This window comes from Thermosynechococcus sp. PKX82 (assembly GCF_031583255.1).
In the GTDB taxonomy this organism is placed as follows: Bacteria; Cyanobacteriota; Cyanobacteriia; order Thermosynechococcales; family Thermosynechococcaceae; genus Thermosynechococcus.
Genome location: NZ_CP134169.1, coordinates 1,450,664 through 1,470,263, shown reverse-complemented (window position 1 = coordinate 1,470,263; position 19,600 = coordinate 1,450,664). Strand labels below are relative to the sequence as shown.

At 54.1% G+C, this 19,600-nt stretch carries 23 protein-coding genes; 8 read left to right on the top strand and 15 right to left on the bottom strand.

The genetic code is table 11. The features are described from left to right. Positions 1-3 precede the first annotated feature (3 nt). From RHH53_RS07260 to RHH53_RS13225, 3 genes are all read right to left on the bottom strand, one after another. Complete coding sequence (locus RHH53_RS07260) at positions 4-1,392, bottom strand: NAD-dependent malic enzyme (protein WP_206199578.1); 1,389 nt, start codon at positions 1,390-1,392, stop codon at positions 4-6. Positions 1,393-1,448: 56 nt separating this feature from the next. Continuing rightward, positions 1,449-1,889 (bottom strand): hypothetical protein, encoded by a 441-nt coding sequence (locus tag RHH53_RS07255; protein ID WP_302676334.1) that lies wholly within the window; start codon positions 1,887-1,889, stop codon positions 1,449-1,451. A gap of 412 nt (positions 1,890-2,301) precedes the next feature. Further along, positions 2,302-2,499 (bottom strand): IS630 transposase-related protein, encoded by a 198-nt coding sequence (locus tag RHH53_RS13225; RefSeq protein ID WP_399364981.1) that lies wholly within the window; start codon positions 2,497-2,499, stop codon positions 2,302-2,304. A gap of 423 nt (positions 2,500-2,922) precedes the next feature. Here RHH53_RS13225 and RHH53_RS07245 point away from each other — a divergent pair, with 423 nt between their 5' ends. Next, entirely contained in the window at positions 2,923-3,237 is a 315-nt protein-coding gene (locus tag RHH53_RS07245) for a hypothetical protein (RefSeq protein ID WP_310743593.1), read from the top strand. On the opposite strand, the gene lepB is transcribed toward RHH53_RS07245, so the two are convergent. Further along, entirely contained in the window at positions 3,234-3,803 is a 570-nt protein-coding gene (lepB, locus tag RHH53_RS07240) for a signal peptidase I (RefSeq protein WP_310743592.1), read from the bottom strand. The genes RHH53_RS07245 and lepB overlap by 4 nt on opposite strands. Positions 3,804-3,878: 75 nt before the next feature. Here lepB and RHH53_RS07235 point away from each other — a divergent pair, with 75 nt between their 5' ends. After that, on the top strand, positions 3,879-4,271 hold the full coding sequence (locus RHH53_RS07235) for a DUF1823 family protein (RefSeq protein ID WP_206199574.1): 393 nt from the start codon (positions 3,879-3,881) through the stop codon (positions 4,269-4,271). Here the strand turns inward: RHH53_RS07235 and bioA are convergent. From bioA to RHH53_RS07180, 11 genes are all read right to left on the bottom strand, one after another. Then, entirely contained in the window at positions 4,247-5,557 is a 1,311-nt protein-coding gene (bioA, locus tag RHH53_RS07230; protein WP_310743591.1) for an adenosylmethionine--8-amino-7-oxononanoate transaminase, read from the bottom strand. The genes RHH53_RS07235 and bioA overlap by 25 nt on opposite strands. After that, positions 5,550-5,816 carry a YlxR family protein gene (locus RHH53_RS07225; RefSeq protein ID WP_310743590.1) on the bottom strand — a complete coding sequence of 89 codons (267 nt, stop codon included), beginning with the start codon at positions 5,814-5,816 and terminating at the stop codon, positions 5,550-5,552. The genes bioA and RHH53_RS07225 overlap by 8 nt, the downstream gene beginning before the upstream one ends. A gap of 2 nt (positions 5,817-5,818) precedes the next feature. Next, positions 5,819-7,006, bottom strand: a complete 1,188-nt coding sequence (gene nusA, locus RHH53_RS07220; RefSeq protein WP_149818240.1) for a transcription termination factor NusA — start codon at positions 7,004-7,006, stop codon at positions 5,819-5,821. A 40-nt stretch (positions 7,007-7,046) separates the two neighbouring features. Further along, complete coding sequence (gene rimP, locus RHH53_RS07215) at positions 7,047-7,508, bottom strand: ribosome maturation factor RimP (RefSeq protein WP_190278200.1); 462 nt, start codon at positions 7,506-7,508, stop codon at positions 7,047-7,049. A 215-nt stretch (positions 7,509-7,723) separates the two neighbouring features. Then, positions 7,724-8,023, bottom strand: coding sequence for a hypothetical protein (locus RHH53_RS07210; protein WP_206199571.1), 300 nt, complete (start codon positions 8,021-8,023; stop codon positions 7,724-7,726). A gap of 74 nt (positions 8,024-8,097) precedes the next feature. Continuing rightward, on the bottom strand, positions 8,098-9,351 hold the full coding sequence (arsJ, locus tag RHH53_RS07205; protein ID WP_206199570.1) for an organoarsenical effux MFS transporter ArsJ: 1,254 nt from the start codon (positions 9,349-9,351) through the stop codon (positions 8,098-8,100). Positions 9,352-9,361: 10 nt separating this feature from the next. After that, a complete protein-coding gene (locus tag RHH53_RS07200; protein ID WP_206199569.1) occupies positions 9,362-10,372 on the bottom strand; it encodes an ArsJ-associated glyceraldehyde-3-phosphate dehydrogenase in 1,011 nt (336 codons plus the stop codon). An 87-nt stretch (positions 10,373-10,459) separates the two neighbouring features. After that, positions 10,460-11,071: a DUF4033 domain-containing protein gene (locus RHH53_RS07195; RefSeq protein WP_310743589.1), complete on the bottom strand. Its 612-nt coding sequence runs from the start codon at positions 11,069-11,071 to the stop codon at positions 10,460-10,462. Continuing rightward, positions 11,058-11,747 (bottom strand): hypothetical protein, encoded by a 690-nt coding sequence (locus RHH53_RS07190; protein ID WP_310743588.1) that lies wholly within the window; start codon positions 11,745-11,747, stop codon positions 11,058-11,060. Before RHH53_RS07190 ends, RHH53_RS07195 begins: the two co-directional genes overlap by 14 nt. Before the next feature lie 102 nt (positions 11,748-11,849). Then, a complete protein-coding gene (locus RHH53_RS07185; RefSeq protein ID WP_310743587.1) occupies positions 11,850-13,166 on the bottom strand; it encodes a DNA methyltransferase in 1,317 nt (438 codons plus the stop codon). A gap of 139 nt (positions 13,167-13,305) precedes the next feature. Beyond that, complete coding sequence (locus RHH53_RS07180) at positions 13,306-13,863, bottom strand: hypothetical protein (RefSeq protein WP_310743586.1); 558 nt, start codon at positions 13,861-13,863, stop codon at positions 13,306-13,308. An 84-nt stretch (positions 13,864-13,947) separates the two neighbouring features. Between RHH53_RS07180 and RHH53_RS07175 the strand changes: the two genes are divergently transcribed. The 6 genes from RHH53_RS07175 to RHH53_RS07150 all read left to right on the top strand — a co-directional run bounded on the left by RHH53_RS07175 (position 13,948) and on the right by RHH53_RS07150 (position 19,600). Next, positions 13,948-15,003, top strand: a complete 1,056-nt coding sequence (locus RHH53_RS07175; protein ID WP_286626605.1) for a thiamine phosphate synthase — start codon at positions 13,948-13,950, stop codon at positions 15,001-15,003. Next, positions 15,000-16,190, top strand: a complete 1,191-nt coding sequence (locus RHH53_RS07170) for a class I SAM-dependent methyltransferase (protein WP_310743585.1) — start codon at positions 15,000-15,002, stop codon at positions 16,188-16,190. Before RHH53_RS07175 ends, RHH53_RS07170 begins: the two co-directional genes overlap by 4 nt. Next, a complete protein-coding gene (locus RHH53_RS07165) occupies positions 16,187-17,128 on the top strand; it encodes a folate-binding protein YgfZ (protein ID WP_302677898.1) in 942 nt (313 codons plus the stop codon). The genes RHH53_RS07170 and RHH53_RS07165 overlap by 4 nt, the downstream gene beginning before the upstream one ends. Before the next feature lie 74 nt (positions 17,129-17,202). Further along, entirely contained in the window at positions 17,203-17,613 is a 411-nt protein-coding gene (locus RHH53_RS07160) for a hypothetical protein (RefSeq protein ID WP_286626602.1), read from the top strand. Beyond that, positions 17,597-18,946, top strand: coding sequence for a YvcK family protein (locus tag RHH53_RS07155; protein WP_315863385.1), 1,350 nt, complete (start codon positions 17,597-17,599; stop codon positions 18,944-18,946). Before RHH53_RS07160 ends, RHH53_RS07155 begins: the two co-directional genes overlap by 17 nt. A gap of 63 nt (positions 18,947-19,009) precedes the next feature. Then, positions 19,010-19,600 carry a DUF3177 family protein gene (locus RHH53_RS07150; protein WP_310743584.1) on the top strand — a complete coding sequence of 197 codons (591 nt, stop codon included), beginning with the start codon at positions 19,010-19,012 and terminating at the stop codon, positions 19,598-19,600.

The window sequence follows — 19,600 nt, the reverse complement described above, 5'->3', positions numbered from 1 at the left end:
AGACTAGGCACGCGCTAACCCCAGCGATCGCGCGCAGTCCTCGACAGCCTTGGCCACTGCCGGTGCCACCCGTGGATCAAACACTGAGGGGATAATATAGGCTGAGTGCAGTTCCGAGGGACTGACCAAGGCCGCGATCGCTGCTGCTGCCGCGAGGAACATCTCCTCCGTCATGCGGGGTGCCCGACAGGCAAGGGTACCCTTAAACACCCCCGGAAAAGCGAGCACATTGTTGATTTGATTGGGATAGTCACTGCGGCCAGTGGCCACCACCGCCACATGGTCATAAATGAGTTCGGGTTGGATTTCCGGCACGGGATTGGCCATTGCAAAAACAATCGCTTTTGGAGCCATGCGCTGCACCATTTCCAATGTCAGGACGCCGGGGGCACTCAAGCCAATAAAGACATCGGCACCCTCTAGAGCATCAGCCAGCGTTCCTGTTTCAGCGACGGCAAATTCCTGCTGTGCTGGTGTTTGTGCTTTGTCTTTTGAGAGGATGCCTTGGCGGTTGCAGAGGGTTAGATGGTGGGCGCCGGCTTTGCGCAGGAGCTTGGCCACGGCGATGCCGGCTGCCCCCGCCCCGTTAATGACAATGCGCACCGTATCTAAGGATTTAGCCACTAGTTGCAGGGCATTTTTAAGGGCGGCAAGGGTGACAATGGCCGTGCCGTGCTGGTCATCGTGAAACACAGGGATATCCAATTCCGCTTGCAGACGGGCTTCGATTTCAAAGCAGCGGGGGGCGCTAATATCCTCTAGATTGATGCCACCAAAGACGGGGGCGATGCGCTTGACGGTGGCGACGATTTCATCCACCTCCTGTGTGCTCAAGCAGATGGGAAAGGCGTCCAGACCGGCAAATTCCTGAAAGAGCATGGCCTTGCCCTCCATCACCGGTAGAGCAGCCTCTGGGCCGATATTGCCTAATCCCAAGACTGCACTGCCATCACTGACAATGGCCACCGTATGGCTTTTGATCGTCAGTTTGTGCACCAATTGAGGATCGTCAGCGATCGCTTGGGATACCCGACCGACACCCGGCGTATAGGCCATCGCCAGATCGTCGTATTCCTGAAGGGGATGCTTGCTTCTAACGGTGATTTTGCCCCCCTCATGGAGCCGAAAGGTGCGATCGCTTACCTCTAGCACCGTGGCTTGGGTGTCAGATTTCACAGCATTGACAATGGCCGCAGCATGATCGCGGCTGGCAGCCACCACCACCAGTTCCCGTAGGATTTTATTAGCGGTTTTCTCGATCAGGGTGATGGAACCCACTTGCCCCTGTTGCCCACCAATGATCTGGAGAACGGTTCCTAATTCCGTTGGATCTAAGGAAGTCTTCAATCGCAGCGTCAGACTATAGGCAGGCGTCGGGGTCAACTTAACCATTCAGACTTAACCAAAAGTTAACGGCAAAAGGTACCGTCTGATGATAGCACCTCTGCCTAGCTTCCGGTTTGGGTGGCAATGGGCAGCGGCTCAGCTTTGCAGGCAGCCAAAATGGCGCGATCGCTAGCACTAATACGACGCAAACTATAGAAACTGGGTAAATCAATTTCTGCTTGGTAGGGTTCCTCCTCATAGGTGGGTAGAACCGTCACCTGCAACTGGCGATCGCCCACGGTACCCCGAAAACAATCAAAGGAGGAATTGGGCATGTAAAACGCCCCATAGACCTTCTGATCTTTGACTTCAAAGACAATATAGCTATGACCCACCTGTTGGGGTTGGGGCGACTCGCCAAGGAGATACAGGCCATTGACCAATGGAGATTGATTTTGTCGTGCCAAGAGCGGTTGAGCGATCGCCAGCCCATTGGTGAACCCAAGGGTAACAACTCCCAATACAACTGAAAGTGACCAACCCAAACGTGCCAACGAAATCATTCTATTTCCCTACCTGAAACGCGAAGTGGCCTAAACCAGCGTTTTGAAGCGTCAACCGTAGCGAAGGGCGGTGTCGTTACGCTGATACTTCGATCCTGACAGGTGAATAGCCGTTTTTCGTTGGAACTATGCCAGTAGTGGCACAGGCACAAATTGACCCCTAAAGAGGATAGTCCTTGCTAGCGTTCCCATTTAGTCCACTGCCTTGAAGGGAAGGGAGTTTATACCATTATTTGCTGAGCAGTAGAAGATGGCAGATTGTTTGAGTTCGCTGGATGAACAGAGTTCAAGCGACAAGAAGCGATATCTTATACCAGCTCTTTGCAACCATGAAACCGATGCCCGACAGCAGGAACGCTTGCAGATGCTCTACTGGCTGAAGCAAGGACTTGTCCACAGCTGCCCACAAAGCTCACTCTCCATCAATTCGTTGGCCTCGCGCTGACCACCCATACTCACACTCCACTCGAGAGTCAAACCCCGTCTCTAAGGCCGCCCAATCCAGTTTCCAAGGACGACGGGGGACAACCGTAGGGGCTAAGTCCTCTCGCTTCAGCCAGCGATGGATGGTGGCGCGGCTCACCTGAAAGATTTGAGTTGCTTCACTGATTTTGCCACCTTGCTGGATATAGGAGACAACCCGCTCTCGTCAGTCCAAGCTATAGCTCATATTCTTGAGTAACATTCATGACGCTTTGAGTATAGCCTATCCCTCTTGAAAATATCTCACTCTCTTTCGAAATAACTATATCTTCAAATTGAATTGGTATAAGACTCAATCATGAACTTTTGTACAGGATCGTAACTAGGTTTGGCTATAAAGACTACAATAGAAGTGTAGGGAAGGCGACTGAATCCCCTACAACTCTAAACAGCTCCTCACATTTTCTTATTACTTTTTTGCAGTTAATACCTTAGTATTCACTGTTCAAGACTCAAAGCCTCACGTTTCTAAAAGCGGGGGAAGGAATCTAAGGAACTGTTACAAGTGATTTCATCAATGACTTCTCGATAAAGAGAAGGCGGGGGAATTATGTTCAGCATGCAGTTTTGGCGGCAGTCTCTTGTCGCCACGATCGCCTTGAGTGTGTTAGCCGTGTTTTCTTGGACACCTTTGGCTCACAGCCAAACCCATAGCACGCTACAGGTGGGAGCGACGGTCATTAAAACCTGTCAAGTCAGCCGCCCTGCCCAACCGCCAAGCCTGCGCAATGGCAACTACAGTTTGCAGACTGATTGTCTCCAAGCAACGCAAACAACTCCTGTGGGACAAGTGGTACCGTTACCAGTTGAATGGGGACTGGTGGAGGATGCTAACACCACACTGATGCGGCTAGTCACCTATTAGGCAGCCGGGGACGAAATTTTACCCGCATGGTTGAGGGGCCAATAGCAGGCGATCGCCCGACCAATGACATTCTCAAGGGGCAAAAATCCCCAGATATGGGAGTCATTGCTGTGGTTGCGGTTATCTCCCATAACAAAGAGCATATTCTCTGGCACTGTCACTGGGGAGAGGGTATAAACGGGTGGCTCAGCAATGTAGGGTTCTGCAAGGGGGCGATCGTTGACCCAAACTTGACCATCATGCACGGCAACCGTGTCCCCGGCGGTGGCAATCACTCGTTTAATGAGGGCTTGATCGGCGCGATAACCAAGGGTCTGCAAGAGGGGTGGGGTATAGAAGACAACAATATCCCCCGGTTGAGGCGATCGCTGGCGATAGGTGATCTTTTCCACCACAATGCGATCGCCTGGCCAAAGCGTTGGCTCCATAGACTCTGAGGGAATAAAGCGCGACTCCGCCACAAAAATACGAATCAGTAGCGTGATCAGCACAGCCACCCCAATCAGGAGGGCATTATTGCGTAGCGATCGCCAGCGGGAAGGGGAATTCGTTGCCGAAGCAGACATATAAGGGCAGATTTAGAGAAACCACCCTTTTTATGGTACCGGTTTCAGTAGACCGACTGATTACAAAGAGTGTGAATGGATAGCTCTGATTCGCCACTCCCCCCTCTCACAGAAGCCACGTTGTGGCAAATTCTCAATGATGAATTGGATGATGCTACGGTCAATCAGCTCCTGTGGCACTGCTTGGGCTATCGCTATGACGCCCACAGCCAAACTTGGCAGAGCGATCGCGTGCCTCCAGAATGGCGACAAGACTATCCCCAACCGCCAGACTTCATTGGCAGCCGCCCCGCCATCGTCAAGCTCACCCGCTCTATTCCCCCTGCCCACAAGCAACTTCTCAAGGAACAGTTGGGCTTTGCTGGCTATGAAATCAAGGAACTCAACCCCCGCCGTACGCGCCGTGCCACTGCGGTCAATTGGCTCCTGAGTTATATGGCCACTCAAGCAGAGACTGCGGTGAAATAACCTGCGGCCACCTCGATCGCCACTTGGCGGATGGCGCGATAGACTGCGGCCAGTTCTTGATCACTAATGCAGTAGGGGGGCAGGATATAGAGCGTATTGCCCAAAGGTCGCAGCAGCACACCTAACTCAATAAAGCGGCGGCGCAGTTGGGGCACAAAGTCACTAAAGTAGGAGGCCGCCGTCGCCAATTCCATGGCCGCGATCGTGCCACAGGTGCGAAATTGCTTGAGATTGCTGACATCGGCAAGATACTGCTGGTAACACTGCCAATGGCGCGCCTCTAGACCTTGGTAGGCTTCAGGTTTGGCAAGCAGCAATTGAAATGAAGCCACACTCGCGGCACAGGCCAAGGGATTGCCGGTATAGGAATGGCTGTGGAAAAAGGCGCGCGCCAGATCATCGGCATAAAAGGCTTGGTAAATGTCCTCAGTGGCCAATGTGACGGCAATGGGCAAGCAGCCTCCCGATAACCCCTTAGAGAGACAAAGGAGATCGGGTTGTGTCCCCGCTTTCTCACAGGCAAAGAGGGCACCTGTGCGGCCAAACCCCGTCATCACCTCGTCATAGACGACTAACACCCCATAGGCCTTGGCAATTGCAGAAAGGGCTTGCAAAAACGAGGGACGACACATGCGCATTCCCCCTGCCCCCTGTACGAGTGGCTCAATGAAGAGAGCGGCATAGGCATCGGGGTCTGCCTTCAGGGTATCCTCCAGTTGAGCGATCGCCTGTGCTTCCTTGGTCTCCACCTCTGGATCCCCCGCATAGGTTGCTGGGTAGGGCAGGATTGTTAAGGGGGGGAGCAGCGGTTGAAAGGGTTGCCACCACGGGGAACTTTGGCCGACAGTCATTGCCCCAAGGGTATCGCCATGGTACCCGCCGGCAAAGCCAATGAAGCGCGATCGCTGGGGTTGATCTCGCCGCTGCCAATACTGGTAGGCCATCTTCAGCGCCACTTCCACGGCGGTTGAGCCATTGTCGGAAAAAAAGACCCGTTGTAACCCCGCTGGCGTGTGGGCACACAGCAGTTGGGCAAGCTGCTCCGCTGGTTCATGGGTAAAGCCAGCAAAAATGACGTGCTCAAGGGTTTGTGCCTGCTCATAGAGCGCTTTAGCCAGCACAGGATGGCTGTGGCCATGGAGCGTCACCCACCAACTGGAAATGGCATCAATAATCTGACGGCCATCGCTCAGTTCAAGGCGAGCACCTTGGGCACGCACCACCTTCAGGGGCGGAGCCGCCGTTTTCATTTGTGTAAAGGGCTGCCAAATGGGGGAGTCAGTCATAGTTGCGATGGGCATCTAAGCGAGCAGCAAGGGTCGTAAAAATATCCTCGGGAATGGGACAGCGGAGCGATCGCGCCAAGCGTTTTTTTTGTTTGGCCACCTTGAGACACTCGGCAGTGGGACACAGATAGGCCGATCGCCCCATCCCCCGATCCAACTGCAGCTTTTGATCGGGCCAGCAGCGCACGATTCGCCAAAACTCCGAGCGATCGGCCAAGCGGCCACAGGACACACAGCGGCGTTGGGGGACAGCCATCATCCCTAACTGGCAACTTGTTCTTCGAGGGCGGCCATGGCCAAGCGATCCTCCTCTTCATAGTTGTATTGGGAGCTATCGCGCACCTCAATTTTCCAGCCCGTTAGGCGAGTTGCCAAGCGCACATTTTGGCCTTCCTTACCAATGGCTTGGGAGACCTTATCCGGTGCCACAAGGACATGGGCAATGCGGGCTTCGGGGTTGATTAGCCGCACATCCTCTACCGGGGCGGGACTGAGGGAATTGGCAATATAGGTGGCTGGATCCGGCGACCAGCGGATCACATCAATTTTTTCCCCCCGCAGTTCATTCACCACTGCTTGAATGCGGGATCCCCGTGCCCCAATACAGGCACCCACCGGATCGACATCCCGCTCTAAGGTATCCACGGCAATTTTGGTGCGGGGGCCGACTTTATGATTCGGGGGATTGGCTTCGCGAGCAATGGCCACAATCCGCACCACTTCATCCTCAATTTCTGGCACCTCATTGGCAAAGAGATAGACCACCAAGCCAGCATCAGCACGGGAAACCTCCAATTGGGGGCCGCGCTGAGGTCCCTCTTTGACGCGCTTGAGATACACCTTGAATGTGGAGTTGGCGCGGTAGTTGTCGTTGGGAAGTTGTTCCCGTTTCGGCAGTTCGGCCTCCACTTCCGGTTGGCTAGCATCGCTGCGCACAGCCATAATCACCGATCGCCGCTCAAACCGCAGGACGCGCCCCATGAGTACGGTGCCCTCGAGGTCTTTGAATTCCTCTTGGACGAGGCGACGCTGTTGATCTCGCAATTTCTGCGCCAGCACTTGCTTGGTTTGCATGGCGGCCATGCGGCCAAATTCCTGATGGTCAGGGGTGACATCCAACAGCACCGTATCGCCGACACGGGCATCCTGCACCACCTCAATCACATCGGCAAGGGCAATTTCGCGATCGGGGTTCGCCACTGTTTCCGTAATCGTTTTGGTGGCCAAAACGCGGAAGCCCTCCTGCTCGGTGTCTAGTTCCACTTCAAAGTTGGCAAAGTGGTCTTCTTCAAAGTGACTATGATCCGGGCGCAGACTGCGGCGATAGCGTTCGTATCCCTTGAGCAGTGCTTCCTTGAGGGCTTGATGTACCGCGTGCTTGGGCAAATTCCGCTCTTGGCTGATTTCATTGATCATGGCCCGTAGGCCGGGTAAGCGATAGATGGTCATCGTCCGTTACAACCTCGTTCATTTAGTAGATCAACTGCTGCTAAGGCTCACTGCTGGGGGTGTACAGTTGGACACTGGCAATGAGTGAGCGGGGAATCGCCAGCGATCGCCCCCGTTGATTGAGATAGACATTCACCGCGTCACGGCGAATCAGGTTGCCCTCCCAAAGGGTTTTGCCCCGATGGGGTGCGGTGGTCGTGACCCGTACAGGAAAGCCACGAAAGGCATCAAAGTCGCGATCGCTACTCAAGTAATCCGACAGGCCCGGACTCGACACCTCGAGAACGTAGGCAAACTCCAACTCTGGCAGCCCATCCAAAGCCATCTCCAGTGCCCGACTCAGCCGTTCGCAATCCTCTAAGCTGGTGTCATTCTCAGGATGGCGCACCTCCACCCGTAAAATCGGGGGCGATTGATGGGTCAGCCACTGCACACTCACCAGATCAAGGTGTTCTTGGTCGGCAACCTGCTGGGCAAGGGTTTGCACCACAGGCAAAAGCATCTGTATCTGCATAGGAAATAAAAAAGGCGGGACATTGCCCACCACACCCAAACAATCTCAAAAAGTGACAGCCTCACTTCCCGAGGGGAAGGAGATTTTTGAACCGTTCAGGATAGAACGTTCATGGGTGCTGCCAATACACCACTCTTCCTGGCACTTAGTATAGCAGCTAACAGTGGGCGATCGCCACCCTGACCAACAGACCCGAGACGCTCCTAGCGATCGCTAAAATCACCATTCGTCAGTTCATCACCGTCGTAATCCTCTTCCCCCAGCTCCAAATCCTCCAAGACGGGATTCAAGAGCACTGCCATCTCCGCCTCATGGTGGGTGAGCCACTGGCCTTGGGTGCGGAACCAGCGGGGCGGGTTAATGTAGCGAGCATAGTACCACGGGGGAGCAGTGGGCTGGCTAATTTCCGCCTGTACTCGAATTTTCTCACCCGCATAGTAGGCATCTTCGGGTTCCACTTCCAACCACACTTTTTGGCCGATGATTTCTTGGGGGAGCATCATAAGGGCAATTCCTCGGGGAACCTCACCATATCTCAATTTTATTCAGTTCTAACCCCTAGGGGAAAATGTTGCAGTTATTCACCATCCCCCACAACCAACGAGGGGTAGGGCTGCTGCCGTTTCGGATCCTCGAGCTTTAGGGAAATCAAGCCAGCACAGAGGACAAAGACCATCGAAACCCACAGACAGCCGACAATGCCCCAAATTTGATAGATGAGGCCAGAGAGAACCGTTCCCGCTAGTCGCCCGCCGGAATTGGCCATGTAGTAGAAGCCAACATTCAAGGCCACCTTTTCATCATCGGTGTAGGCCAGCACCAAGTAGGAGTGGACTGCCGAATTCATGGCAAAAATCAAGCCAAAAAGGAGCAAGCCGCCAATAATGACGGCATTGGGATTCCAGTGGCTCATCAAGCCCAAGGCAATGACTGCTGGCACAATCGTCAGTGTAAACGTCCAAAACTGAATAGTGGCGGCTTGGGGAGGGCGACCGCGATTGATGTATTTCAACAGCAGGGGTGCCGAGGACTGGACACCTCCATAGCCAATGACCCACAGGGCGAGAAAGCCCCCCACTTCATAAAATGACCAGTTGAGAACACTTTGGAGATAGACGGGCAAACCCACCACAAACCAGACATCCCGCGCCCCAAAGAGGAAAAAGCGAGCAGCAGAAAGAATATTGATCTCCTTGCTCTTGGAAAAGAGTTGGCGAAATTTGATTTTCTTTTTGATCTGCCCCATCCCCCGTGGCAATAACAAACCGCTGAACAGGATCAAGATAAGCGCGATCGCCATGATCCACAGAGACGCTCTATAGCCCGCCAATGTCAGCAACACACTGCCAACAAAGAAACCCACCCCCTTGAGGGCATTTTTAGAACCCGTCAGAATCGCCACCCACTTAAAGAGCTGTGACTCTGCCTCCTGGGGCACCACTAAGCGAATAGCGCTCTTAGAACTCATCTTTGTCAGGTCTTTGGCCACCCCCGACATCGCCTGTGCCGCCATCACATAGGGCACCGCAAACCACAAAGGCCATTCTGGCGTTAGGGGCGTGAGCATGATCAGCGAGATCACCTGTAAACCAATGCCCGCGTAGAGGGTGACATTCAGCCCTAAACGGGAACCAATCCAGCCACCGAGAAAGTTGGTGACAATGCCAAAAATTTCATAGAAGAGAAATAGGAAGGCAATTTGCAGCGGTGTGTAGCCAATCTGGTTAAAGTAGAGCAGCACTAGCATCCGCAGTGCGCCATCGGTAATCGTGAACCCCCAGTAGGCGAGGGTAACAATCATATAGTTGCGGACACTGGTGGACACAGCCATAGCAGACTCCTTAGGGCAACGTAGTGGCGACGTGACGAGCTAATTCGGCCATGCGATTGCTGTAGCCCCATTCGTTGTCGTACCATGCGAGAATTTTCACCTGCGTTTCATCCACAACCATTGTGGAGAGGGCATCGACAATGCTGGAACGGGGGTCGTTGCAATAGTCAATGGAAACAAGAGGGCGCTCCTCATAACCGAGAATTCCGTTGAGTTCCCCGGCGGCGGCAGCTTTAAGAGCTGCATTCACTTCGGCCACACTGGTGGGGCGGCTCACTTCAAAAACACAGTCGGTGAGCGACGCATTCAACAGGGGCACCCGTACCGCCAAGCCATTGAGTTTGCCTTGGAGTTCGGGATAAATCAGCCCAATAGCAGTGGCTGAACCCGTGGTTGTCGGCACAAGAGACATCAGACTAGAGCGGGCACGGCGCAAGTCCTTGTGGGGGGCATCCACCACTGTTTGCGTATTGGTGACATCGTGGATCGTGGTGATCAAGCCGTGGCGAATGCCAAGGGTTTCGTGAATGACCTTAACGACGGGGGCAAGGCAATTTGTCGTACAGGAGGCGGCGGTGAGCAAGTGGTGTTCTTGGGGATTGTAGAGATGGTCATTGACGCCCATGACAATGTTGAGGGCCTGTTCCTTGACGGGGGCAGCAACAATCACTTTTTTCACCCCAACTGCAAAGTAGGCCGCCAGTTGCTCAGCGGTACGGAATTTACCGGAGCATTCCAGAACAATCTCGACTCCTCGTTCTTGCCAAGGTACCTCTGCTGGGGTTTTTGCTTCCGAAAAGCTAATGATCTGATCGTTGATGGCGATCGCCCCCTCTTTGGCCTGAATGGCTTGGGGCCAGCGGCCATGCACCGAATCAAACTCTAGTAAATGGGCGGCAGCGGTTGTGCCTCCTTTAATCTCGTTAATGTGGCGAAACTCCAGTTCAGGCCAACCCCACGCGGCACGCAAAACCAAGCGACCAATGCGGCCAAAGCCATTAATGCCGATGCCAACGCCCATCGTTGCTGCTCCAGCGGGACATCCCTACGTTATTTCAAATAATCTTGAATTGTCAATCGCCAAAAATGATTCGCCAAGAGAATGGTCTTAAATGTGGGGGCAGGGGGTCTGACTCGGATCGTCCCAACAGTTGGGAATGGTTGGCTCAGGAATCGGCTGGGCAGGGGTACCAAAAACCATTTCGCAACTGTAGTCGCTAAAGTTGGGCGTCATCGTCAAGGGAATGCCAAATCGCTGCCGAAAGAATTGCTCCGTGGGCTTTTTGCACAGGTTGATACAGAGTGCCACGCATTGAGATTCAGCAAGATAGCGGCATTTTTGAATGCGCACGCCACTGTGTTGCCATTGGCGGGGTTGATCGGGGGGAATGACCTCGACCCAGTAGCGATCGCTGGCTCCCACTAACCAGCCCGTGAGGCGGGTGGCAAACCACGCATTCCACTCACAAACCCAGCGAGTCGGGCGAAAGAGTGTGCGTACCAAGGTGCTGATGAAGGGGGGAACTAACCGATCAAAGACGGTGGCCACGATAGCCTGCTGCTGCGCGGGCGATCGCCCCTGCTTCACTTGCCGTGTGATTTCAACAAAGCCAACGTAGTCGAATCGCTGTGGCTCAACCCCAATGACACTAGCAATCGCTCGAATCAACCGAGCCAAGCACCATCGCTCCAGCCAATTGAGGGACTCAGGCGGCATCATCAAGATGATCGAGCACCTCAAGGGCAGCACGGCGAACGATTGCATCCGTTTCCTGTCCCAGTAGCAGATATAGGGCTTCCTGCACTTGGCGACGCTCTGCCCCCTTAGAGATGCGAGCTAATTGGCGAATAGCCACTAGCCGATGCAGCGGTTGCGGATGGGTGAGGTCAGCAAACCATTGGAACACCTGTTGGGTCTGATGCTGCTGTTGCAGTTGCCCCATGAGCGTCCCAAGCAGGGCAATGACGGCCACTAAAAGGATGCCGAGGATCACAAGCGCCACCACGAGCCATGGATCTGCGGTGTGTTGACCCAAATGCAAAAGGGTATAGGTACCCAAACAGGCCAGCAAACCCCCGACCACCGTAAAGGCGAAGGGATGGTGTAGCCATTGAGACATCTGTTGGCGCAGGTCTTGCCATAGCGTCAACAGTCGGCGTTGCCAGCGACTGAGGAGAAAAATCGTACCCACGCCACTCAGGGTGGCCACCATCAAAGGGCCATCGGTTTGCCACAGGAGAAGACCTGCCCCCAATCCGCCGATGACCAGCAAAAGACGCTCAGACAGCAGATTAAACACAAAAGATTTCCAGCGCAGTCGTTGCGATCGCGTCGCGTGCCCTTTGGCCAATCGCCTTTGGCGCAGCGGAGTTGAGTGCCGTTGAAGTCGCGGCAATGACCATATTCGCCCAAGAGGTAACCATAGGGTGGGTGTACTGCCAGTTGATGCCTTATTTTACAGTAATTCTTAAGGTACAGCCCATCTGGACTGACTCGACTATCCTTTCCAGCGTAGGATCACCACTTCTTCGCGCAGTTGCTCCTTCGTGGCGCTGGCAAACCGTGTTCGGAAGAGATCTGTGCGCACAACCTCATAGCCAAGGGCTTGGGCAATGTCAGCCAATAACTGACCTGTGCGAATCATCACCCGCAAATAGGAGGCTTGATCACCCACGACGTAGGCCAATTGAGCATTGGGACGCAAGCGCGATCGCAGGGCAGCCAAGTGACGTGCCATGCCACCAAAATAGAGCTTTGTTACCCTGCTGTAGCGTCTCTCAAAGCCAGACGTTTTACCCAGCTGAATTCTGCGGCGTTCAATTTCAGCTGCTATCTCCTGAATTGCAGGATGGTTTTGAATCCACTGATCGTCGTCATCGGTTTTGTACACATTGCGCGTGTTGGAACGGATCAGACCCTTCTTGAAAGCTTGTAAGTCCGCCTTGGTTTTGATAAAGCCCAAGACCACCGATTCGAGGCGGGTTGTTCTGGTGTAGTCCTTTTCATTGGGATACGGGGGTGAGGTGATCACCGCATCAACGGACTGCGGCGGCAATACTCGGTCAGGACATCTTGCATCCGCCAGATAGACGTGGGCAGGGGCATCATTTTGATTTTTGACCTGCCGCAAATCCTCCACCATTTCATCAATTTTGGCGAGCCAAGCACTAATCACTGGTGTATCAACTTTAGGCTTGCCAACACCCACTTCAGGGCCAAAGCGCAAATTACTCACGGCAAAAACCAGTATGTTGGCGATCGCCAGCAGTTGATGCCGATAGACCTGTTCTATTCTGTATTTCTCTAAGCAGTCAAGGAGTACCAAGACCTTGTGCAAGGGAATCGGGCTGATCGACCCCGTAAGGATGAGTTTATGTTGTTCTGGCGAGAGTTGGCGTAACGGTAGATCCGCAATATTCCCCTCAAAAGGCACCGAGTCCCCTATCCCTTGCTGCCGCAGGATGTCAAGGGCAAATTCTGCGATCTCACAGGAGTGACGGTAGAGTAAATCCGGATCAACATCCCAATCCGTCTTAACACACGTCGCAAAATGGGCAAATGGATTGGCTTCGGTACCCAATGAGGGGATTCCACGCAGCTTCGACTCAACCAGCGTTGTGCCTGTGCCGCAAAAAGGGTCGAGGATGACATTCTCTGCATTCAAGCCAAAGTCTTCTATGTAGTCCCTCACAAGATGGGGCGGATAAGAGAGCACAAACCGATACCAGTCATGAAAGGCGCGGTCTTGCTCATCTATCCTGTTGATATTGCTATTGTCTTTGGGAACGGTTGTATCCTCAGAATGTTTTAGCAACTCAACTCCTGTGGCGATTTGCTCCTAATCCTCTAAGTCTATGAAAAATTGATTGCTTGGGCAGGGGGTTCACTTCACTGCTGAAAAAGCGGGCACTCTTTAGGCCTCTTCGCGTCGTTCCTGAGCCAATTGAGGTTGTTTAGGGCAGACGTTGAATCTCAGCGCGGAAGCCATTGACCTCCATAAAGGTACGCATTTCGTTGGCATTGGCCTCGTTTTGGAAACTGCCCACTTGTAGGGCGCGGCGCTGGCCAAGGGTAATGGGTATCACTTCGGGAACGAGCGATCGCAGGCGTTCTTGATTGGCTAGATCATCCTCCCGCAAATCCAAAACAATGACTCGAAACCGCGTTCTGGGGGCTACGGGAGCGAGTGTTGCCAAGTTTACATCAGAAATGTCTGGTGGGGGCGGCAATTGATTCATCGCGCGATCGCGACCCACAAATCCCATCGGAATCGGGTCACTAGGCACCGGCAATCGTTCGAGGGAGTTGTCAAGCTGCTGCGGCGGTGGGGTGGGAATTGGCGCCGTACTCACCTCTGGGGCAGGCACAGGAATCGGGATGACGGTATTGACCTCTGGCGGTGGCACGGGGATGGGAATCGGTTCTGCCGCCAATACGGGCGTCCCCCAACCCACTAGGATCAAACATAGGTGACTCAACCACGGCTGGGAGTGAATGCTGAAACGGCTCATCAAAAACTTCATTACGCTATCAACAATGCCGATGAACGGTGAACAGAACTGTGTTGATTCTTTTCTGTGGGGATCGGACGTGCTATGCAAAATTTAGCTCCCGGATTTGAGGGGCAACGCATCCGGCGGATTCTCGATGCCAACCTTGACCGTGCCCGCGAAGGTCTGCGGGTGATTGAGGAATGGTGCCGCTTTGGCCGCGAAGATGCTGCCCTGAGTGCAGAATGTAAAGATTTGCGCCAAACCCTTGGCCGCTACCATACCCCAGAGTTGCGGGCGGCACGACAAACGGATCAGGATCCGGGGACTGCTTTGCGTCATCCGCAGGAGCGCGATCGCCAGACCCTCAGCGAGGTGCTCACTGCTAACTTTGCCCGTGTCCAAGAAGCCCTGCGGGTGATTGAAGAATACGCGAAATTGACGGACACTGAGCTGAGTGACACCGCCAAAGCCCTCCGCTATCGCGTTTACATTCTCGAGCAAGCCTTGATCCTCAACCCGCGCCACGCTCGAGCGCAACGCCTGCAAGGGGCAAAGCTCTATCTGGTGACTGCCCCCAGCGATCGCCTGCTGGAAACCGTCGAAGCTGCTTTGAAGGGGGGACTGCCCCTTGTGCAATACCGCGACAAAACCAGTGATGATCACACCCGTCTAACCACGGCTCGCCAGTTACAAGCGCTCTGCCAACGCTACGGCGCCCTGTTTTTGGTCAACGATCGCGTGGATATTGCCGTGGGTGCCAATGCCGATGGTGTCCACCTCGGACAGACGGATATTCCCATGGAACTGGCTCGGCAAATTTTAGGGCGCGATCGCCTCGTGGGACGCTCGACCACCAATCCCCAAGAACTGGAGCGTGCCATTGCTGAAGGTGCCGATTATGTGGGTGTTGGGCCGATTTTTGCGACTCCTACCAAACCGGGTAAAGCGGCTGTGGGCTTTGACTATCTCCAATACGCCCGCAAACACGCCCCGATGCCGCAGTTTGCCATTGGCGGCATTGATCTCAGTAATATTGATGAGGTGGTCAAGGCCGGGGCGACTCAGGTGGCCGTTGTCCGCGCCATTATGGATGCGGCTGACCCAGAGGCAACCACCCGAGAATTATTACGACGCTTATCTCAAGGGGAACCATCATGACCTCGGCGGCTGAGATTACTGCTGCTGTGCGGCAACTGTACAATACCTATCCTTTTCCGCCGGAACCGCTCCTTGATGAGCCACCACCGGGGTACAACTGGCGCTGGTCTTGGCCGGCGGCCTATAGCTTTTGCACAGGACGCTATCCCTCCCAGTTGGACGTTGCCATTCTCGATGCTGGCTGTGGCACTGGTGTAGGAACGGAATATCTCGCCCATTTGAATCCGCAGGCAAAGATTACTGCGTTGGATCTCAGTGAGGGTGCTTTGGAGATTGCCCGCGAGCGCTGCCGGCGATCGGGCGCCACCAATGTCGAATTTCACCACCTGAGCCTAGAGGATGTGGCACAACTGGGGCAAAGGTTCCAGATGATTAACTGTGTGGGCGTGCTGCACCATCTGCCGGATCCGCAGCGGGGCATTCAAGCTCTCGCCGATGTTCTTGCTCCCGGCGGCATTTTGCACATCTTTGTTTATGGAGCCTACGGTCGCTGGGAAATTAAACTGATGCAGCAGGCCATTGCCTTACTTCAGGGGAGCGATCGCCACAACTATCGCGAGGGGGTGGCCATTGGACGGCAACTCTTTGCCGCATTGCCCCAGAACAATCGCCTGAAAAAGCGTGAGCAGGAGCGCTGGAGCCTCGAAAATCAGCGGGATGAATGCTTTGCCGACATGTACGTGCATCCCCAAGAAATTGACTACACGATCGCCAGCCTCTTTGACCTCATTGCTGCCTCTAGCCTAGAATTCGTCGGCTTTTCTAACCCTCAAGTTTGGCGGTTGGAGCGGCTATTGGGCAGCCAGCCAGAACTGTTGCACCGCGCACAGCACTTAGATCCGATCCAGCAATATCAACTCATTGAATGCCTTGACCCTGAGGCAATGACCCACTTTGAGTTCTTTTTGGCCAAGCCGCCGCTGCCCCGTCACGATTGGTCTGAGGATGCGGCTTTGCTGGTGGCTATTCCGTGGCGACACCCCTGCTTAGAGGGTTGGCCGGGGGTCTGTGTCTTTAACTGTCACTATGATGTGATTCAGCTCAATCAGGCTGAGCAGCAATTCTTGGCGGCTGCGACGGGTCAAAAAAACGTGGCTGAGTTATTAGCTGAGCAACCGGGCTTCAATCTTGCAGGGGTGCGATCGCTCCTTGAGCGGGACTTGCTTCTCTTAGGAGTAAAAGAATGACGGATCTACTGGAAACAGTCTCTGCCAGTGGTGCAGTCTATGATTGCAGTCATTGGGGGCGCCTACGCCTCACGGGGGGCGATCGCCTAAAGTTTTTGCACAATCAAAGCTCCAATAACTGTCTTGTCTTGCAACCCGGCCAAGGGGCAGATACGGTTTTTCTGACCTCGACGGCACGCACCCTTGATCTTGTCACCCTACTTGTTCATATGGAGTGGGTGGATCTACTGGTGTCACCACAGCGCCGCGAGTTTCTCTTGAAATGGCTCGATAAGTACATCTTCTTTGGCGACGATGTGCAGGTGAGCGATCGCACTTCTGACAGTTACTGCTACCGAGTGTTCGGTGCCGTTTCGGATCAGATCGCTGACCAATTGGGTCTGCAACCGTTTTCCCAGCCCTACGCTCATGTGACTCTCACCTACGAAAACGCTCCCATAACCATTGCTGCCACCAGTGGCTTAGCGATTCCGGGCTTGACCCTTTGGAGCGATCGCCCCCTCACAGATCTCCTCAATGCCCATCTCCAACTGAATGATACCGACTGGGAACACCTACGCATCCGCCAAGGGCGACCCGCTGCCGAGGCTGAACTCACCGAAGACTATAACCCCCTCGAAGCCCGACTGGGGCATACGATTTCTTTCAATAAGGGCTGCTACATTGGCCAAGAGACGATCGCCCGCCTCAACACCTACCAAGGGGTCAAACAACATCTCTGGGGACTGGAATTGAGTGCCGTTGTTCCCGCCCCAACTCCCCTACTTTTGGAAGGGGAAAAAGTGGGTCTGCTCACCAGTTGTACGCCCCTAAATGGGGGTGCCTTTGGTCTAGGCTATGTGCGCACCAAAGTGGGCGGTGCCGGGTTAACCTTGCACACCCCAGAGGGCATCATTGCTCAAGTGGTTGAGGTGCCCTTCTTAAGAACTGTTGCCTAAAAATACTCTCAGCAGAGAATGCTATAATCCAATCGGTTCGTGCAGAAAATTTACTGACCGAAGGAAGGAAGCCTATGGCGACGGCACAGGTGTTAGCGTTCATGCAAAAGACCGCTGAAGATACCCAACTACGAGATGAACTGGAGAACCTTCTGGGGGTAGGGGATGGCAATATCAGCGGCGCTGCCGAACTAGATGCTGAGGAACTCGCTGCCCTGCGAGGAGAGATGGCGCCTAAGGTGGTGGATTTTGCCAGTCAACATGGTTTTGAATTTTCCACCGATGAACTCATTCAAGTGGTTGATTCCTTTGCTCAGCACCAAGCAGGGGAAATTAGCGATGATGAATTTTCCGGGATTTTAGGTGTTCCCATTAACAGTAATCATGCCGAACACAAAAAACAAGTGGCCAATCCTCTGCAGCGCCTAGCCCGCTATCTGAGCAAAACCTATTTGGGTATTGGTGCGGATGAGGAGAGCGAATAAGGCTCAACCACTCTCAGCGAAGCTACGGCCAGCCCGTCGTAAAATCCGTTTGTGGTCCCAATGGTTGCTCCCTGGGCTACTGGTGAAACGATGGCTCCTAATTAGTGCAGTTGGCGTTTTGCTGGCTAGTCTGGGCTTTGCCATTAGCATCAACCTCACCCCCATTTTTTACTTCCTGCAATTTCTAGAGCAGTTTGTTCAAAGTATTGCCCGTTTTGTGCCCAGCTACATCAGTGGCCCTTTACTGCTGCTTGGGGGGTTGGCACTGATTGCTTGGGGCTATGCCCGCACCCTTGGCTCGATTACGGAAGTCCTGTTGCCAGAAGACGACAAGGCCTTGGTGGAGCGGCTGCTCATCCATCGGCGGCTAGGCAGGGGGCCAAGAATTGTTGCTATTGGGGGGGGAACTGGTCTCTCCACCCTCTTGCGGGGACTCAAGCTCTATAGTTCCAATATCACTGCCATTGTGACGATGGCCGATGATGGCGGCTCATCCGGACGACTGCGGCGGGAAATTGGGGTGTTGCCACCGGGGGATATTCGCAACTGCTTGGCGGCTCTTGCCGATGAGGAGAAAATCGTCACTGAACTGTTTCAATATCGCTTTGAAGCGGGGGATGGCTTAGCAGGGCACAGTTTTGGCAATTTGTTTCTGACGGCGATGACAAATATCACGGGGGATCTGGAGCGAGCGATCGCCACCAGTTCAGCGGTCTTGGCCATTCGTGGTCAAGTGTTGCCAGCCACCCTAACAGATATGACCCTTTGGGCACGCCTTGCCGATGGTCGCCTCATTCATGGGGAGTCCAACATTACAGCCGCCCGCGGCAAAATTGTCGAAATTGGTTGCTCGCCCCCAGCCCCCAAAGCCCTGCCCCGCGCCATTCAAGCCCTTCATGAGGCCGACTACATTATCCTTGGCCCCGGCAGTCTCTACACGAGTATCATTCCCAATCTTTTAGTGCCTGAGATTGCCCAAGCCCTAGCGGAGCGGCAGTGCCCCTGTGTTTACGTCTGCAACATTATGACGCAGCCGGGGGAAACCGATGGCTATGCTGTGAGTGATCATGTGCGTGCCCTTGATGCGGTCACGGGCGATCGCCTGTTTGATGCGGTGCTGGTGCAAAAATACCCCCCCAGTGCCGCTCACCTTGAACGCTATGGGCAGCAGGGAAGTACCGCTGTGGCTATTGATCGGGAAGCCCTGACCCGTCAAAACTGTCGACTGATCCTTGCGGATGTGATGGACGAATCCACGCCAACCGTGCGCCATGATTCGCAAAAGTTAGCAGCCATTCTGATGCGTTGGTATGAGCGAGTGCGATCGCTCTAGCCTTGTGCCTTGGGAAGGCGATCCCTAATAATAGAACCGTTGCACTTGGGTCTGTGGCCTGCCATGTCCTTGGAACTTCTGCGATTGCTCGTGTGGATGGACTACCGCCTTGCGGTGCTCTTTACTGTAATTATTCCCTTGATCCTGTTGCTGTGGTCAACGGTTAAAAATGTGCCAGCGATTACCCAACTGCTGATTATCTATTGGCGGGTGGCCAGTCTATTGGCGATTACGGTGTACCTGATGATGCCGCAGTGGCCAGTGGCCTACGTCACCGGATTTATGGCCTTGGTGCTGATTCCCATTAGCCTCTGGTTTTGGGTGGATCTCAATGAGGAAATTAGCGATCGCCAAGATTTGATTGGTCAGGTCTTTAGTAGCTGGCGCTGGGCAATCACGCTCTACTGTATCCTTGCCGCCATTGGTCAGGCCTTTTATTTGCCCTGTGCGTTTGTCGCTGGTGCCGTTCAGACCCCCAGTTGCCAAGTCTGGCTCGAGCCACCCCTGATGTTCAAAGATATTTTCCATGCCCAAGCCCGCGCCGGTACCCTTGGCTTCTTTGCCGCCGTTGCCCTTGTCATCTATATGCTCTATCTGAGCTACTTTGTGTTTGTGCGCTTACCCAAGCAGGGGCGATCGGCGACGGGTCTATAG

What these genes read in the sequence shown, in the direction of transcription:
- RHH53_RS07260 (WP_206199578.1), bottom strand. Translation starts at nt 1,392, where the DNA reads ATGGTTAAGTTGACCCCGACGCCTGCCTATAGTCTGACGCTGCGATTG.
- RHH53_RS07255 (WP_302676334.1), bottom strand. Translation starts at nt 1,889, where the DNA reads ATGATTTCGTTGGCACGTTTGGGTTGGTCACTTTCAGTTGTATTGGGA.
- RHH53_RS07245 (WP_310743593.1), top strand. Translation starts at nt 2,923, where the DNA reads ATGTTCAGCATGCAGTTTTGGCGGCAGTCTCTTGTCGCCACGATCGCC.
- lepB (WP_310743592.1), bottom strand. Translation starts at nt 3,803, where the DNA reads ATGTCTGCTTCGGCAACGAATTCCCCTTCCCGCTGGCGATCGCTACGC.
- RHH53_RS07235 (WP_206199574.1), top strand. Translation starts at nt 3,879, where the DNA reads ATGGATAGCTCTGATTCGCCACTCCCCCCTCTCACAGAAGCCACGTTG.
- bioA (WP_310743591.1), bottom strand. Translation starts at nt 5,557, where the DNA reads ATGACTGACTCCCCCATTTGGCAGCCCTTTACACAAATGAAAACGGCG.
- RHH53_RS07225 (WP_310743590.1), bottom strand. Translation starts at nt 5,816, where the DNA reads ATGATGGCTGTCCCCCAACGCCGCTGTGTGTCCTGTGGCCGCTTGGCC.
- nusA (WP_149818240.1), bottom strand. Translation starts at nt 7,006, where the DNA reads ATGACCATCTATCGCTTACCCGGCCTACGGGCCATGATCAATGAAATC.
- rimP (WP_190278200.1), bottom strand. Translation starts at nt 7,508, where the DNA reads ATGCTTTTGCCTGTGGTGCAAACCCTTGCCCAGCAGGTTGCCGACCAA.
- RHH53_RS07210 (WP_206199571.1), bottom strand. Translation starts at nt 8,023, where the DNA reads ATGATGCTCCCCCAAGAAATCATCGGCCAAAAAGTGTGGTTGGAAGTG.
- arsJ (WP_206199570.1), bottom strand. Translation starts at nt 9,351, where the DNA reads ATGGCTGTGTCCACCAGTGTCCGCAACTATATGATTGTTACCCTCGCC.
- RHH53_RS07200 (WP_206199569.1), bottom strand. Translation starts at nt 10,372, where the DNA reads ATGGGCGTTGGCATCGGCATTAATGGCTTTGGCCGCATTGGTCGCTTG.
- RHH53_RS07195 (WP_310743589.1), bottom strand. Translation starts at nt 11,071, where the DNA reads ATGATGCCGCCTGAGTCCCTCAATTGGCTGGAGCGATGGTGCTTGGCT.
- RHH53_RS07180 (WP_310743586.1), bottom strand. Translation starts at nt 13,863, where the DNA reads ATGAGCCGTTTCAGCATTCACTCCCAGCCGTGGTTGAGTCACCTATGT.
- RHH53_RS07175 (WP_286626605.1), top strand. Translation starts at nt 13,948, where the DNA reads ATGCAAAATTTAGCTCCCGGATTTGAGGGGCAACGCATCCGGCGGATT.
- RHH53_RS07170 (WP_310743585.1), top strand. Translation starts at nt 15,000, where the DNA reads ATGACCTCGGCGGCTGAGATTACTGCTGCTGTGCGGCAACTGTACAAT.
- RHH53_RS07165 (WP_302677898.1), top strand. Translation starts at nt 16,187, where the DNA reads ATGACGGATCTACTGGAAACAGTCTCTGCCAGTGGTGCAGTCTATGAT.
- RHH53_RS07160 (WP_286626602.1), top strand. Translation starts at nt 17,203, where the DNA reads ATGGCGACGGCACAGGTGTTAGCGTTCATGCAAAAGACCGCTGAAGAT.
- RHH53_RS07155 (WP_315863385.1), top strand. Translation starts at nt 17,597, where the DNA reads ATGAGGAGAGCGAATAAGGCTCAACCACTCTCAGCGAAGCTACGGCCA.
- RHH53_RS07150 (WP_310743584.1), top strand. Translation starts at nt 19,010, where the DNA reads ATGTCCTTGGAACTTCTGCGATTGCTCGTGTGGATGGACTACCGCCTT.